This is a genomic window from Cytobacillus sp. QJM3NY_8 (genome assembly GCF_056173585.1).
Genome location: NZ_CM149681.1, coordinates 2,256,683 through 2,272,464 on the forward strand (window position 1 = coordinate 2,256,683; position 15,782 = coordinate 2,272,464).

Below are 15,782 nucleotides of genomic sequence, written 5' to 3' on the forward strand. Positions count from 1 at the left end.
GTGATTCATATGAAGAGTTTTCTTTCTTCTTTAAAAAAATTCAATACACTGCGAAACCAGATTTTAGCAGTGTTTTTAAGCGTCATGCTGTTTGTCCTGGCATTTGTTTCACTCGTTGTCTATGACCAATTAGGCGGCTTTTTCAGGCAAAATGCGGAACGCCAGGTTCAGCAAACCGCTGCAGAAGCCAACGGCAGAATGGAAACGCTTTATAAACAGATTGATACTCTGACTAATCAGCTCATGACCAATAGCACTGTTCAGCAAATGCTGCTAAAGATGCTTGAAGGGGAAAGCATGGATTATGGAAAATTGGAATCCCTGATAAAAATCATCAATAATACATATGCCTACTCAGATGGAATATCTTCAATTGAACTGTATAATGCAGAAGGCAAAAGGATTTATCCATTCGATGGGAAAAATATTTTTAAAGTAATCGATTCAAAGTGGGTGAAGGCCGCTGACAAGGAAAAGGGGAAGCTTGTTTGGACTGGGAAGGATAAGGGAAACACCAGCTATTCTGCAGCCATACGGAGAGTCAGTCTTATGGATCGCTGGTTCTCGAATGGCGGTTATCTTGTCGTCCGTATTTCCAACAGTTATTTTCAGGTTCAGGGCAATAGTGAAGAAAACGGACAAAACGATTATATGATGCTTCTCGATCGCGACTTAACACCCATTACTTATGATTATGGACTCGACATAAAAAGCATTATCCAGCAAGAGGAAAAATCGATTATGATCCGTGATCAGGAATATATGGCTGTTACTGAAAAGTCAGCTCTGACAGGCTGGACTTTTGTCATCCTGAAGCCGATGAGTTTTCTGCTGCAGGGCGTTACGAAAGTTCGAGCAGTAATCATTTTAGCAGTTTCCATTGGATTCTTTTTATTTGTCATTTCCTCCATAGTGCTTGCCACCATGATCACCAGACCGATTAAAAAACTGACTAATACAATGAAAAATGCCAAAATGGATGAATTAAAACTGAATCCTGAGAGTAATTCCTCACTTGAATTTATTGAATTAAATAACACCTACAATAAAATGGTTGAAAGGACCAACCACTTAATACAGGTTGTTTATGAAAAAGAATTGCTTCGGTCCCGAACGGAGCTGAAGGCACTGCAGGCCCAAATTGATCCGCATTTTCTTTACAACACTCTAAACGCACTTTACTGGTCCCTGGAGGAGAAAGAGGAAGAGGAATTGGCTGAGATTGTCATTTCAATGTCTGAACTTTTCCGATATACAATCGGGAATCGCAGATCTGCTGAATGGGTTACCATACATGATGAACTTGATCATATTGAACGGTATATGCGCCTAATGAAAATGCGGCTTGGCGAAAGACTGTTATGGAAAATTGCTGCACCGCCCAAGCTCCTTGGTGTGAAAATACCAAAACTGATTATACAGCCATTAGTTGAAAATGCTATACAGCATGGAATTGAAAATAAGAGAATACAAGGAACTGTCCTTATCAAATTAGAAGAATCAGCCGGTGGGGACTCGGTCAAAATCACGGTGCAGGATAACGGCCCGGGGATTGATCAGATAGAGCTTCATCAGTTAAACGAGGAGATAAAAAAAGAGAATGTTTCTTCATTTAAAGGGATTGGGATGGCGCTGACAAACGTAAACAAAAGGCTCAGCCTTTATTATGATGCCTATTCCCTTGGCGGTCTTCATCTGGAAAGTGAGTTGGGTTCAGGCACTAAAGTTGTGTTCGTAATACCTGCGGGGGAGGGAAATAAAGGTGAATACAAAGATAATCTTAATAGTGGATGATGAAGAGACAACAAGACAGGGGCTGAAAAAGACACTGGAAGGATGGTCAGCAGGGAGACTTGAGATTCTAAGCGCAGCTGATGGACAGGAAGCTTTAGAGTTATTCCAGAGGACCAGAGTGAACCTGCTTATTACAGATATATGCATGCCAGAAATGACTGGTTTGGCACTGCTGAAAAACATCAGAAACCAAGGATACAAGCCGGCTGTCATGATAATTTCAGGCTATCCTGATTTTGAATATGCCCAGGAAGCCATCCGGCTTGGTGTTCTCAACTATCTGGTCAAACCACTGCGGAAGGAAAGTCTTATAAAGGCAATTGAAGAAGCCCTTGAAACGGAAGAACATATGGTCAGGGCAGATTATTTGGAAAAAGTCGCAGATCAAGGCCTGCTTGAGCTGGAAGCAAAAAAAGAGTATGTAAATTCATCTGTCAAACAGGCCATTGCTTATGTGAACGAAAACCTTCCGGAACAAATTTCTCTCAAAGAAGTCGCTGATGCAGCGCATCTGAATGCCAGTTATTTTAGTGCGATGTTTAAAGAGCAGACAAGCATTACCTTTAGTGAATATTTGAAAAGAAAAAGACTGCAATTGGCGAAAAAGCTGCTCATAACCACGGATTTGCCAATAGATGAAGTGGCCCGGCAGGCCGGGTATCAAACAGCCAAGTACTTTATTAAACTTTTTAAAGACTCGGAAGGTGTGACCCCAAGCAAATACCGGAAGCTGACCGAACTTGATGAAACTCCCATCTAAAAATAGTGGAATTTTTCCCAATCGCGGTTACCTTACCGCGATTTTTTAGTGGTGTTATCATTAGAATTGTTAGAATAATTAAGAAATAGGGGGTTAGGAAAATGCTTAAGAAAGCGCATTCATTTATACTTATTGCAGTGCTGATCCTGGCAGCTGCGCTCGCAGGATGCAGCGGAAACACCGATACGGCCAGTGGTGAAAACGGTTCCAAAAAAACCATTAAATTCATGCACTTATGGCCGGCAGGAAGCTCCAAGCAGCAAAATCAGATTGTTACAGATATTATTGAACAATATGAAACCGAGCATGAAGATGTGAAAATTGAAGTCGAAGTTCTGGAAAATGAACAGTACAAAAATAAAATCAAAGTTCTTTCATCTTCTAATGAATTGCCGGATGTAGGGTTTACCTGGGCAGCCGGATATATGACCCCATTTGTGAAAGGCAATCTATTTGCAGAGCTGGATGATGTACTGAATGATGGTTTGAAGGAATCTTTTGTAAGCGGGACTACGGAAGCCTACGCTCTCGATGGAAAAACCTATGGTTTGCCTCTTGAGCTGAACATTGCACCTATTTACTACAATAAAGAAATTTTTGAGAAATATGATCTTGATGTACCCCACACTTACAGTGAGTTTGAAAATGCTGTTAAGACATTGACAGACAACGGGGTTGCCCCGATTGCACTTGGAAATAAAGACCGCTGGACAGGGTCCTTGTGGTACATGTACCTGGCAGACCGAATTGGCGGGGCTGAAGTTCTTAATAAAGCCATTGACCGCTCTGGTTCGTTCGAAGATCCGGCACTGGTATCAGCTGCTGAAGAAGTTCAAAACCTTGTCAAAGAGAACGCATTTAATAAAGGCTATAATGGACTTTCAAATGACGAAGGAAAGGCTGAGTTCCTGAACGGCAATGCTGCAATGTATCTAATGGGAACCTGGGAGCTCCCTAATTTTACGACGAATGAAGAAATTCCGCAGGATTTCAGGGAAAACGTTGGATTCTTTAAATTCCCGACCGTTGACGGAGGCAAAGGAAATATCGACAGCTGGGTGGGCGGCCCGGGAGTAGGGTTATTCGTAGCTGAGAATTCAAAGGTTAAAGATGAATCAAAAGAATTTGTAAAGTTCTTTGTTGAAAAATGGGGAGAGCAATCTGTTGAAAAAGCGGGTGTAATTCCTGCCACGAAGGTTGATACCGGTAAAGTGGATCTTCCGGAACTGTATATTGATGTTTTAAATGAGTTAAATAAAGCCAGCAGCTTAACCTTATTTGCTGATGTCCAAATGAGTGCTTCGGTTGCAGAAACACATTTAAACCTTATCCAATCACTGTTCGGCAATGAAGTAAAACCAGCTGATTATGCCAAACAGCATGAAGAGGCTCTTAAGGCTGAGGAAGGGAATTAACGGCCTTCCCGAAAAAAGGATATATCTGCTGTTAGGGTATATCCTTTCTAATTCTAACAGGAAGGAGCTGAAATGAAATGAATAAAGTGCTTTCCAATAAAAAAGTCATCGCACTGTACATCACACCTGCCCTTTTCCTGGTCCTTGCGCTGATCTATGTGCCGATTATACAGACAGGCTACTATGGTTTAATGAAATGGAATGGCATTGGAGAAATGGATTTCATCGGCCTAAAGAATTACAAGGTACTGATGAAAGATGCACTCTTTTGGAAAAGTGCATTGCATTCCTTTTCGCTGGCCCTGTTTTCTGCATTAAGTCTGATCGGTTACTTGTTCATTTCCATTATCCTCGCCAGTAAAAACAAAGGTGCAGATTTATTAAGGAAGATATACCTGATCCCCATGCTGCTGGCATCAGTCGCAATTGCACAGCTTTGGATGAAGATATACCACCCTTCAAATGGCATGCTGAACACAGTGTTAGTAGCTATCGGCATTGAAGATCCGCCTGCATGGCTAGCGGATGCCAATCTCGCACTCTATGCCATCATTATACCAATTATATGGCAATACGCCGGTTTTTACATTCTCATTTATTATGCAGCATTAAAAAATATTCCTGAATCACTTGTTGAAGCAGCAAGAATTGATGGGGCTTCTCCCTTGCAGATTGCCCTTAAAATAAAGCTCCCTTTGATTATGAATGTAATTAAAGTAACAATTGTTCTAGCAGTCGTAGGCTCGCTGAAATACTTTGACCTGATCTATGTCATGACCGGAGGCGGTCCGAATGGAGCAAGCGAAGTAATGGCGTCTTATATGTATCAGAAAGCATTTAAGGGTTTTGACTTTGGATATGCGAGTGCCATCGGATTTTTCCTGCTGGTCATTTGTCTTGTTGTTACTTACATCATCCGCAGATTTACAGCTGCTAATAAAGATATCTATTAATGGAAGGGAGGAAAATGTATGGAAACAGTAAAACCTGATGGCGCCCCGCGCATAGGAAATGGACTGGACACAAAGCTTGTCTCAAAACCGATTGTGAACCGTTTAGCATATGGCATCATGTATGTGTTCCTGGTTCTTGTCGCCATGTTTCAGATTTTCCCGATTATCTGGCTATTTCTTTTTTCCCTGAAAAGCAGCCAGGAAGTATTCAATATGTCTCCATTCTCATTGCCGGAAAACCCTAAATGGGAAAATTACGCAAAGGTTTGGACGGAAGGAAACATCAGCCTCTATTTTATAAATAGTGTAACGTACACCCTTGCAGCTGTCATTCTGACTGTTGTTTTAGCCAGCATGGTTACCTTTGCCATTACGAGAATGCATTGGAAAGGCAGCAGGCTGGTGCTGGGACTGTTTATGGTCGGTTTAATGATACCGGTCCATTCAACATTGATCCCTTTATTCAGCACTTTTACCAATATCAATCTGATTGATAATCCGCTTTCCATTATTCTAACTTACACAGCTTTCAACCTTCCAATCACCATTATGATTTTGCTGGGCTTCTATGAAGCTTTGCCAAGGGAGGTAGAAGAAGCAGCAGTCATGGATGGTGCATCCATCCATCATATTTTCTTTAAAATCACACTGCCTATGACGATGCCGGTAATGGCAACGGCTGCGATTATTAATATGATTTACAACTGGAATGAATTTGTATTTGTGAATACATTTATCAGTTCGGATAGCTTTAAGACACTTACAGTTGGAATCCAGAATTTCATTGGCCAGTATACTACGGATTGGGGTGCTATAGGTGCCACACTGGTCATCAGCATCCTGCCAATATTAATTGCCTTTCTGATATTAAGCAATCGCATCGTTGAGGGGATAGCATCTGGCTCCGTTAAAGGCTAATCATCCAAAGCAGAGGAGGTGATAAACATGCAAAGTACGCTGGGCAAGCTATTTACAATATGTGAATGGATCATGAAGCTTGCTTATGTTAACTTGCTCTGGCTGTTATTTACGATGGCGGGGCTAATCGTATTTGGCTTCATGCCTGCAACCGTATCCCTATTCACTATCGTCCGCAAGTGGCAGATGAAAGAGACAGAAGTGCCTGTTTGGGATACTTTCCTATCAATCTATAAAAAGGAATTTACTAAATCTAATTTGCTTGGTTTCATACTTGTCATCTGCGCGGGGTTCATTCTTTTGGATTTGCATTTTGTAAATGGCTTAGAAGGGGTTCTGCAGCTGATGTTTTTCGTACTGCTGCTTATTATATCAGCTCTTTATTTCATTACTCTGATGTATCTTTTTCCGGTTTATGTACATTACGATTTAAGAGTTAGCGAATATATAAAAAATTCATGTTTACTTGGGATCCTTAACCTGCATCTTACCCTGATCATAGCAGCCTCTGCCGGATCCATCATTTTTCTGCTTTTGTACAGTCCTGCATTTATTCCCTTCTTTAGCGCTGTTTCCATTACATGGATTTTGATGTATGGGGGAATGTACAGTTTTAGGAAAATTGAAGCGAGGCAAAAGCACCGGCAGCTTGAACAGTTCAGGCATTCGGGCTTAAGCAGACATATTTAAGGAATAATAAAATGAAAGGTATGGTCAAATGGCACTTATACGCAATCCGATTTTAACAGGATTTAATCCTGATCCGAGCATTTGCCGGGTGGGAGAAGATTATTATATTGCTGTTTCCACTTTTGAGTGGTTTCCCGGTGTTGGAATCTATCATTCTAAGGATCTGAAAAATTGGCGTCTGGCTGCAAGGCCATTAAACCGGATAAGCCAGCTGAATATGACAGGAAGTCCGGATTCAGGCGGGATTTGGGCACCTGCTTTATCCTATCACGATGGCCGGTTCTGGCTTATTTATACGGATGTAAAAGTGGTGGATGGCCAGTGGAAGGATTGCCATAATTACCTTTCAGTATGTGAAAGCGTAGAAGGGGAATGGTCTGATCCTGTGTATTTAAATAGTTCAGGCTTTGACCCTTCTATGTTCCATGATGAGGACGGAAAAAAATATTTGGTCAACATGGTGTGGGATCACCGTGCCGGCCATCACAACTTTTACGGAATCGCTTTGCAGGAATATGACGTACAGAAGCAAAAGCTGAAAGGGAAAGCGGAGGTCATCTTCAAGGGGACTGATATCAAACTGACAGAAGCTCCGCATTTGTATAAAATCAATGGTTATTATTATTTGCTGACTGCTGAAGGCGGAACTAAATATGATCATCAGGCCACCATTGCGAGATCAAAGAACATAAGGGGGCCATATGAAGTACACCCTGAAAATCCGCTCATTTCATCTTTCGGGTCACCGAGGAACCCTCTGCAAAAGGCAGGTCACGCTTCAATGGTAAAAACTCACACAGATGAGTGGTTTCTTGTCCATCTTACAGGACGCCCCTTAACAAGAGAGGGTCATCCTTTACTTGACCCGCGCGGTTATTGTCCTCTTGGAAGGGAGACTGCCATACAAAGGCTGGAATGGAAGAATGACTGGCCTTATGTAACTGGCGGGAACGAGCCTGCCCTTGAAATAGAAGGGCCAAAGATTAAGGAAGTAAAGTGGGGAAGAGATTTTCCGGAAAAAGACGATTTTGATAGTGAAACCCTAAACCTGCATTTCCAGAATTTAAGGATTCCGCTCGGTGAGAATATTGTTTCTTTGAAGGATAACCCTGGCCATCTTCGGTTATATGGGAAAGAAAGCTTAACATCCAAATTTACACAGGCCTTCATAGCGAGAAGATGGCAGCACTTTTCTTTTACTGCTGAAACAAAGGTGGCATTTGAGCCCGAAACCTTCCAGCAATCTGCCGGTCTCGTTAATTATTATAATACTGAAAACTGGACGTCATGCCAGGTCAGCTGGGATGAAGATAAAGGACGAATCCTGGAATTGGTGTCATGCGATAATTTTACTTTCTCCCAGCCGTTAAAAGGGAGTGAAATTGAAATCCCGGCAGAAGTGAAATATGTTTACCTTCGTGTAAATGTCCATATCCATGAATATAATTATTCTTATTCATTCGACGGTGAGAACTGGACAGAACTTGCAGTTCCTTTCCAATCCCATAAATTATCGGATGATTACATAAAGGGCGGCGGTTTTTTTACAGGTGCATTCGTCGGCATGCAATGTCAGGACACTTCCGGCCAAAATCAATTTGCCGATTTTGATTACTTTGTTTATAAAGGCGAATCTTAATCATAAAATGGGGCTGCTCAAGTATTGAGCAGTTTTTTCTATATAATAGAGAAAAAGGATTCTATTCACTTTTAACGAATTAATGTACAAAAGAATCGGAGGGAGGATTTTATGCAAACTTTAGAAAAACTTAAGCACAGGGTTTGGTATCAAACTCCTGTTTCAGAAACTGACCGTCCTATTTTAGGGGCTGTGGTCGGGGATCGAATGACTTTGATGATTGATGCAGGCAATTCTGAAGCACATGCTCAATTGTTTTTAAGCGAGCTGGAGAAACTACGAATACCTTCACCGAGGATGGTGGTCCTGACTCATTGGCACTGGGATCATATTTTCGGCCTGCCTGCACTGGATATTCCATCTATTGCTTCTAATCTCACCAAAGCTGAAATGGAAAAGCTAATCCCTTACCAATGGACAGATGAGGCATTGGATGAACGTGTGAAAAGCGGAATCGAAATAGAATTTTGCGCGAGCGCTATTAAGAACGAGTATGGTAATGATCGAAGCATTAAGGTTAAACTTCCAGATATCACTTTTGAGAATATTCTTGAAATCGATCTTGGCGGTGTGAGCTGCCAACTGCAAAGAGTCGGCGGGGACCATTCTCCAGACTCGGTGGTGGTATATATAAAAGAAGAAAAAATATTATTTCTCGGCGATGCGATTTACGCGAATCTTTACGCAAGTAAATGGAATTACACGGCAGACTGTGTCCTTCAGCTATTGGATGCACTGGAACAGTTTGATGCAGATACATATATTTTGTCCCACGGGACGGCCATCTCAAAGGCAGAGTACCAGGTGGAAACGGCCATGCTCAGGAAGGCAGCAAGACTAACAGAAGAATTCGAAGGACAAATGGAAGAAATGAAGAATGCCTATCAATCCAGTGTCAATCGTGAACTGAATGGCAATGAGCTAGAAACGATACAGTACTTTGCAAATGGCTATGAACTAAAAGGGCCTTCAACAGGATCAGATATTTAAAGTTCTGCATGTTTTAAAGGCTATTTTTGTGAAGTCTCCTTCTTTCTAAATACCTTCGTTTAATTTGCTGAGTTGATTGGAGCTGAGGTCACTTGACTCCAGCGGGAGGCTTACGTCCTCCCCGCTGATTTCAAAACCAAAAACAACAATCTATGAGAAAAGACCATTTTATTAACAATAACCCTATTCCAGGAGGCTATCATGAATAGATATTCTGTTAATCTTTCAACCGTTTTTACAGAAGTTCCTTTTTTGGAGCGGTTTAAAAAAGCCCGTGAAGCTGGTTTTGTTTATGTGGAGTGCCAGTTTCCATATACATTTACAATAGAAGAAATCAAAGCAGAGCTTAAGCAAAATCAGTTATCGATGGACTTAATTAACCTGCCGCCAGGTCAATGGGAAAAAGGGGACCGTGGCCTGGCAGCAGACCCCGTACGTATAGAGGAATTTAGAAAATCAGTTGAAAGGGGGATCCGTTATGCAAATGGCCTTGGAGTTAAAAAGATACATTGTATGGCGGGGATACACCCAGACAATAATCTGGAAGTATTTATAGAAAATCTCCTTTATGCGGGCACTGCAATGTCTAGGCATGAGATAACCCTATTAATTGAGCCTATCAACCCATTCGACATGCCTGGCTATTTCTTAAATGATATCCAGCAGGCATCAGACATAATCCATCGTGTCGCTTTGCCGAATGTGAAGCTTCAATTCGACTTTTACCATATTGAAAGAATTTATGGCCATTCTCTTTCCATGTATCAAAAATACGCTGAGCTGGTTTCGCATGTGCAAATTGCTGACCATCCGGGCAGACAGCAGCCAGGGACAGGTGAAATGAATTATACCGATATTCTTCAATATTTGAGTAAACACTATCGAGGCTTAATTGGTCTTGAATATAATCCGCAAGGCAGAAGTGAAGAGAGTTTTGCCTGGCAGAAAGGGGTGATATCATGAAGATTGGATTTATTGGAACAGGAGTAATGGGCTCGCGGATGGCCAAGCGCCTCCTGGGCAATGGCTTTCACGTCATCGTTCATAATCGGACAATTGAAAAAGCACAGCCCCTTATTGATCTGGGTGCCTTTTATTCGGAAACGATCAGCAATCTGGCCAGCCAATGTCAAGTCGTGTGTACCTGTCTTTCTATGCCAGACGATGTGCTGAACGTCTATACAGGTAAAGAGGGGATCATTCATAGTGCCAAGCCTGGAACGATATGCATTGACTTCACATCGGTAGGGGCCAACACGAGTAAAACCATCTTTGAGATGACAGATGCAAAAAAGATCAGTTATCTGGATTGTCCGGTTAGCGGCGGTCCTGAAGGAGCAGAAAGCGGGACATTAACGATCATGGCAGGCGGCGGGAAAGTGGCTTTTCAAAAAGTTAAGCCGGTACTGGAGATGCTCGGTGACACCATAGAATATCTGGGACCTTCGGGTTCAGGCAGCATTGCCAAGCTGATTAATCAGTATCTTGTTGCTGTCCACTCTCTGGCTGCATCAGAGGCAATGGTAGCCGGATCTGCTTATGGACTGAATTCCGAACAGCTTTTGAAAGTGCTGAAGACAAGCTATGGCGACAGCAGAATCCTGCGCAGGCATATGGAACAATACGTATTCGATCGCCACTTCACACCAGGAGGGGCTGTGAAATATGTCCACAAGGATGTCCGGCTTGCCAACCAGCTTTTACAGGAAGCCGGCTTAAACCAATTTACCGGGCAACTGGCTGAAAAAGCATTCCAGACAGCCGCTGAGCAAGGCCATAGCGATCAGGATATGTCGGCAGTCATTAAGCCTCTTGAGGAAGAGGCCGGAATTATGGTGAAGAGGAAGAGGTAATCAGCGAAGACAGGAAGGCTCAGTTACTTCATTTGGTATGTATAGCAGAAAGCCGCTGTAAGCAAACTGACCGATATAATTAAAATGCTGGGATAAACCAAAATTCAGTCAGATAAAAACCAATGGTAAAACCGAACTTTCCGGAAAACCTTCTTCCGGTCTTCTCTAAAGGAGCTATTCCTATTAAAATATCAGTATTTTCTGCTATAATGATAATCTGAAATATTAGAGAAACCGGGAGAGCAGCAATGAAACGCAAAAAAAGCAAAAAGCGTACAAAACGCAGATCAAATGTAGCATTCATGTTATTTTTTTTGGTTCTGATTTTTGTCTTATATGATCAATTCAAGCAGCTTGATATTAAGGAAACAGCGGTATCCTTACTGCCTAATACGGTGTCAAGGGATGTTCAGAATTATACGCCGATCCTTCAGAAGGAATTGAAGGAAGTTAACCTTGAAGAATATACTCTCGTATTAGCCGCGATCATGCAGCAGGAAAGCAAAGGGAAGGGCGGGGACCCGATGCAGGCTTCTGAATCAGCTGGATTGCCCCCGAATTCCATTCAGGATCCGGAACAAAGCATTAAGCAGGGTGTTAAACACTTTCAAAAAGCACTAAATTATGGAAGTCAAAAAAATGTAGACTTCCCTGCCGTTATCCAGGCCTACAATATGGGAATCGGATATATTGACTTTGTTGCAGATCAGGGCGGAAAACACAGTGAAGAAATCGCGAAAGAATTCTCACTCAAACAGGCCGAAAAAAATCCGGAAGTTTATAATTGCGGAGGGGACAAGAATAATTTCCGCTATCCATACTGTTATGGGGATTTTACTTATACAACAAAGGTAACCGAAAATATTGAGATTCTTACAGCAAGTGACACAGGAAAATCCGGAGAATTTAAATCAGTATGGTAAAAAACATAATAATATTATGGTAAACTAAAACCGCACTTAGCTAATAAGTGCGGTTTGTTTTTTCAGTGTCTGCTTTTGCTCATATACATCCACAATCTCGAGGCATTGGCCTTTCAAATCGAATATAAAATCTTCATTTATAAAATCCGATTTGAAAAATACTTTGTCATCTGCAATGGTAATGGGTTTTACTTCATATTTATATAACGCCCCATATTTCTTTGGCATAGTCACAAATAGTTTATTTTCCCCCCAATGGACCGCAGCATATAATTCATGCGCCCGGTATTCTCCTGTCAGCATTCTCCAGGGAACGGGATCGTTTGAGTATGCTAACCTTTGAGGCATTCGCACCTTTTCTTTTAAAGTGATGCGGTATAGATCCTCACAGATTTTGTCTGCTGGAGTGATATTCATATTACTCAAGATGACGATAGTCAGATCCTCTTTAAAGTTCATTAACAGTTCATTTGTAAAGCCATTAATATCCCCAGAGTGTCTCGCTGTCCCTTGTTCGCCGTTAATAAACCAGCCATACCCATAGCCCCCAGGGTTGGCAGTGAACATTTTTGATGTCATACATTTGTTTAGCAGCAAACCATTCTGCAAAGCTTCTGTCCATTTAAATAAATCCTCTGCAGTGCTGTACATTCCATATGCTCCCTGAGGGATGCTCATAGCGACATACTCTGGGTGAATGGCCTCTTCCCAGACCGAATGACCGGAAGCCAAGTCCGTTACAATCTTACGGCCATTATCAATTCCTGTATTTTTTAATTGAAGAGGTTTAAAAATTTTCTCCAGGAGGAATTGTTCATAGGGTAAATCTGAAACTTTTTCAATTAAAGCAGTTAGCAGTAAATATCCTGCATTGCTGTATTGCATGTCCTTACCGGGCTGAAATTGCAGAGGCTTCCTCTTAATCCAATTGATGGATTTTTCCAGACTGGAGGGCAGACGCATGAATTTTTCCCAGTATTCAGGAGAAAAGGTAAAATCGGCTACGCCTGATGAATGACTTAATAAGTGATGAATGGTCACACCTTTTTCAGCAGGAAAATCATTAATATAAGTATGAATCATATCAAACAGATTCAGCTTCTTTTGCTGGTGAAGCAGAAGAGTAGCTGCTGCCGTAAATGACTTTGTCAAAGACCCAATGCGGAATTTGGTAATAGGAGTGTTTTCAATGGCATATTGATAGCTTGATAGTCCATATCCTTCATTCAGGATGACTTTGCCTTTATGGGAGGCAAGAACACATCCATTAAAATAATTGCCCTCAGCAAGAATGTCCATATACTCGTTATTTGCTGTTTTTGGTCCATAGGAATTTCCGCCTTTATGTATAATTCGTTTACATTCTTCATATATATTGGCTGTTGTCTGATTTTTCTCCTTCCTTAAAAAATTAGATTTATAAGTTTTTACATAAAAAGTGAAACCAAATGGCATTTCATTCGTCTATATAGACGTGCAGCATTTATTAATGGGCAACACCCAGCTTAGGCTGTGAACTGCACTTACTCTGTTTAATAGTCATAAAAAGAGCATTTAATCTGGACATGCTTGACATTTTATTAAATGCGAGTATAGTTATATTCTTGTGCAGTGCTTTTTTGGATGTTCATAGATTCTTAATATTTATCAGGTAAACTAATAATTATTGGGCTGATTGCCAACATAAGATTTTTAAATTACTAGCAAAGTATGTTAGAATAAAGTGCTAGAAGGCAGGTGTATGATTTTGAATACTTTACTTCATAAAAGTCAGGATATATTAAATAAATATATTGGCTTTTTCTTTTTAGCAGTATTTCTGCTCTGGATGAAAACGTATATTACTCAAATGACACAATTTAACTTAGGCATTGAAAGTGCCTTGCAGCATTTCCTTTTATTCATCAACCCGCTGGGGTCTTCATTGCTGTTTTTAGGAATTGCATTCTTTTTCAAAGGCAGAAGAAAATATATCGCCTTGATGGTAATGTATTTCTTGCTATCGTTCCTGCTGTTTGCGAACGCAGTGTACTATCGTTTCTTTAATGATTTTATTACATTGCCGACTTTGACGCAGACACAGAACTTTGGTGACGTCAGCGGAAGCATCAGCTCATTATTACAGCCGACTGATATCTTTTTCTTCCTTGATTTCATCGTGCTTGCCGGCTTGCTTGTATTTAAAGTTGTAAAAGTGGAAACAAAGGATTTGACGCGCCGCAGATCAGCAGCATTAATTTATGCTTCTCTGGCCATTTCATTTGCAAACCTGGGATTGGCTGAAACAGACCGCCCTGAACTTTTGACAAGAGGTTTTGACCGCAATTACATTGTTAAGTATTTAGGCATGTACAATTATACGATTTATGATGCAGTACAAAGCACGAAGGCATCCGCGCAAAGAGTTATGGCGGATAGCAGTGATACAACCGAAGTCATCAACTTTACAAAATCGAATTATGCTGAACCGAACCCGAAGTACTTCGGAAAAGCGGAAGGCATGAATGTGATCTACCTTCACCTTGAATCCATTCAGACATTCTTGATGAACTATGAACTGCACGGTGAAGAAGTAACACCATTTTTGAACTCACTGATTGAAGAAGAAAATACAACGTATTTTGATAACTTCTTCCATCAGACTGCACAAGGGAAAACAGCTGATGCTGAGTTTATCCTTGAAAACTCCCTATATGGATTGCCGCAGGGTTCTGCCTTTACAACAAAGGGCATGAATACCTACAATGCAGCACCAGCAATTCTGAAGGATAAAGGCTATACTTCTGCAGTTTTTCACGGTAACTCGGGAAGTTTCTGGAACCGTAACGAAATTTACAAATCCTTTGGCTATGACAACTTTTTCGATGCAGGATATTATGATTTAAAACCAGAAAACATGGCTGACTATGGTCTAATGGATAAGCCGTTCTTTGAACAATCCATGCCGTATCTTAAGTCACTTAAACAGCCGTTCTATTCTAAATTCATTACTGTGTCCCATCACTATCCTTATCATATGGATCAGGAACTGGCGACAATTGAGCCTCATACTACTGGTGACAAATCAGTGGATAATTACTTCCAGACAGCCCGCTATGCTGATGAAGCACTTAAACAGTTCTTTGAGCAGCTTAAAGCTTCCGGCCTGTATGAGAACTCAGTGATTGTCATGTATGGTGACCATTATGGTATTTCCAAGAACCATAATAAAGCAATGGAACAAGTGCTAGGCAAGGAAATTTCAGCGTTCGATAGTGCCGGTCTACAGCGTGTGCCTCTATTCATCCGCGTACCTGGCATGGAAGGCGGGGTAAACCATGAATTTGGCGGTCAGATCGACTTGATGCCAACATTGATGCACTTGCTTGGCATTGATACTAAACAGTATCTGCAATTCGGTACAGACTTATTATCAGAACAGCATGATGATCTTGTTCCTTTCCGTAACGGAGATTTCATGAGTCCAACCATTTCATCTGTTGACGGAAAGTTCTATGACTCAACAACTGGTGAACTGCTGGATGAAAGCCGTTTTGAAGAAGCGAAAAAACTTCAGGAAAGTGCCGAGCAGAAATTGGCGCTATCTGATAAAGTCGTAAACGGAGATCTTCTCCGCTTCTACACACCGGAAAACTTCGAACCGGTTGATCGTTCAAAGTACGATTACAAAGCAGAAAGCAATGGGGTCAACAAGAAGAACGAAGTAACTGAAGAAATGGCTGAAGAAGAGCCAGCTGATAAATAATTCAAAAACTGTCTGCGGGAAATCCTGCGGGCAGTTTTTTTGCTGGATAACTCCTCTATTCGAAAATAAATAAGTCACATACCAAACTAAATACTTTTATAA

General features: G+C 41.2%; 13 protein-coding genes. 12 read left to right on the forward strand and 1 reads right to left on the reverse strand.

The features are described 5' to 3' along the window. Positions 1–9: 9 nt before the first annotated feature. From AC0VZ9_RS11810 to AC0VZ9_RS11860, 11 genes are all read left to right on the forward strand, one after another. Positions 10–1,794 carry a sensor histidine kinase gene (locus AC0VZ9_RS11810; RefSeq protein ID WP_019382762.1) on the forward strand — a complete coding sequence of 595 codons (1,785 nt, stop codon included), beginning with the start codon at positions 10–12 and terminating at the stop codon, positions 1,792–1,794. Then, complete coding sequence (locus AC0VZ9_RS11815; RefSeq protein WP_009330438.1) at positions 1,763–2,554, forward strand: response regulator transcription factor; 792 nt, start codon at positions 1,763–1,765, stop codon at positions 2,552–2,554. Before AC0VZ9_RS11810 ends, AC0VZ9_RS11815 begins: the two co-directional genes overlap by 32 nt. 101 nt (positions 2,555–2,655) lie before the next feature. Then, entirely contained in the window at positions 2,656–3,969 is a 1,314-nt protein-coding gene (locus AC0VZ9_RS11820; protein ID WP_009330437.1) for an extracellular solute-binding protein, read from the forward strand. 77 nt (positions 3,970–4,046) lie between these two features. Continuing rightward, positions 4,047–4,922 carry a carbohydrate ABC transporter permease gene (locus AC0VZ9_RS11825; protein ID WP_475397429.1) on the forward strand — a complete coding sequence of 292 codons (876 nt, stop codon included), beginning with the start codon at positions 4,047–4,049 and terminating at the stop codon, positions 4,920–4,922. Positions 4,923–4,940: 18 nt separating this feature from the next. Continuing rightward, positions 4,941–5,840 carry a carbohydrate ABC transporter permease gene (locus AC0VZ9_RS11830; RefSeq protein ID WP_009330435.1) on the forward strand — a complete coding sequence of 300 codons (900 nt, stop codon included), beginning with the start codon at positions 4,941–4,943 and terminating at the stop codon, positions 5,838–5,840. A 27-nt stretch (positions 5,841–5,867) separates the two neighbouring features. Then, a complete protein-coding gene (locus AC0VZ9_RS11835; protein ID WP_009330434.1) occupies positions 5,868–6,530 on the forward strand; it encodes a YesL family protein in 663 nt (220 codons plus the stop codon). A 28-nt stretch (positions 6,531–6,558) separates the two neighbouring features. Beyond that, complete coding sequence (locus tag AC0VZ9_RS11840) at positions 6,559–8,169, forward strand: glycoside hydrolase family 43 protein (RefSeq protein ID WP_009330433.1); 1,611 nt, start codon at positions 6,559–6,561, stop codon at positions 8,167–8,169. 111 nt (positions 8,170–8,280) lie between these two features. Beyond that, positions 8,281–9,159, forward strand: a complete 879-nt coding sequence (locus tag AC0VZ9_RS11845; protein ID WP_009330432.1) for an MBL fold metallo-hydrolase — start codon at positions 8,281–8,283, stop codon at positions 9,157–9,159. A gap of 201 nt (positions 9,160–9,360) precedes the next feature. Further along, a complete protein-coding gene (locus AC0VZ9_RS11850; protein ID WP_009330431.1) occupies positions 9,361–10,122 on the forward strand; it encodes a hydroxypyruvate isomerase family protein in 762 nt (253 codons plus the stop codon). Next, complete coding sequence (locus AC0VZ9_RS11855; RefSeq protein ID WP_475397430.1) at positions 10,119–11,012, forward strand: NAD(P)-dependent oxidoreductase; 894 nt, start codon at positions 10,119–10,121, stop codon at positions 11,010–11,012. Before AC0VZ9_RS11850 ends, AC0VZ9_RS11855 begins: the two co-directional genes overlap by 4 nt. A gap of 248 nt (positions 11,013–11,260) precedes the next feature. After that, positions 11,261–11,935, forward strand: a complete 675-nt coding sequence (locus AC0VZ9_RS11860; protein ID WP_448897390.1) for a lysozyme family protein — start codon at positions 11,261–11,263, stop codon at positions 11,933–11,935. A gap of 36 nt (positions 11,936–11,971) precedes the next feature. Here AC0VZ9_RS11860 and AC0VZ9_RS11865 read toward each other — a convergent pair whose 3' ends face one another. Further along, complete coding sequence (locus AC0VZ9_RS11865) at positions 11,972–13,390, reverse strand: serine hydrolase domain-containing protein (protein ID WP_475397431.1); 1,419 nt, start codon at positions 13,388–13,390, stop codon at positions 11,972–11,974. A gap of 286 nt (positions 13,391–13,676) precedes the next feature. Here AC0VZ9_RS11865 and ltaS point away from each other — a divergent pair, with 286 nt between their 5' ends. Beyond that, on the forward strand, positions 13,677–15,680 hold the full coding sequence (ltaS, locus tag AC0VZ9_RS11870; RefSeq protein ID WP_019382751.1) for a lipoteichoic acid synthase: 2,004 nt from the start codon (positions 13,677–13,679) through the stop codon (positions 15,678–15,680). Positions 15,681–15,782: the final 102 nt, after the last annotated feature.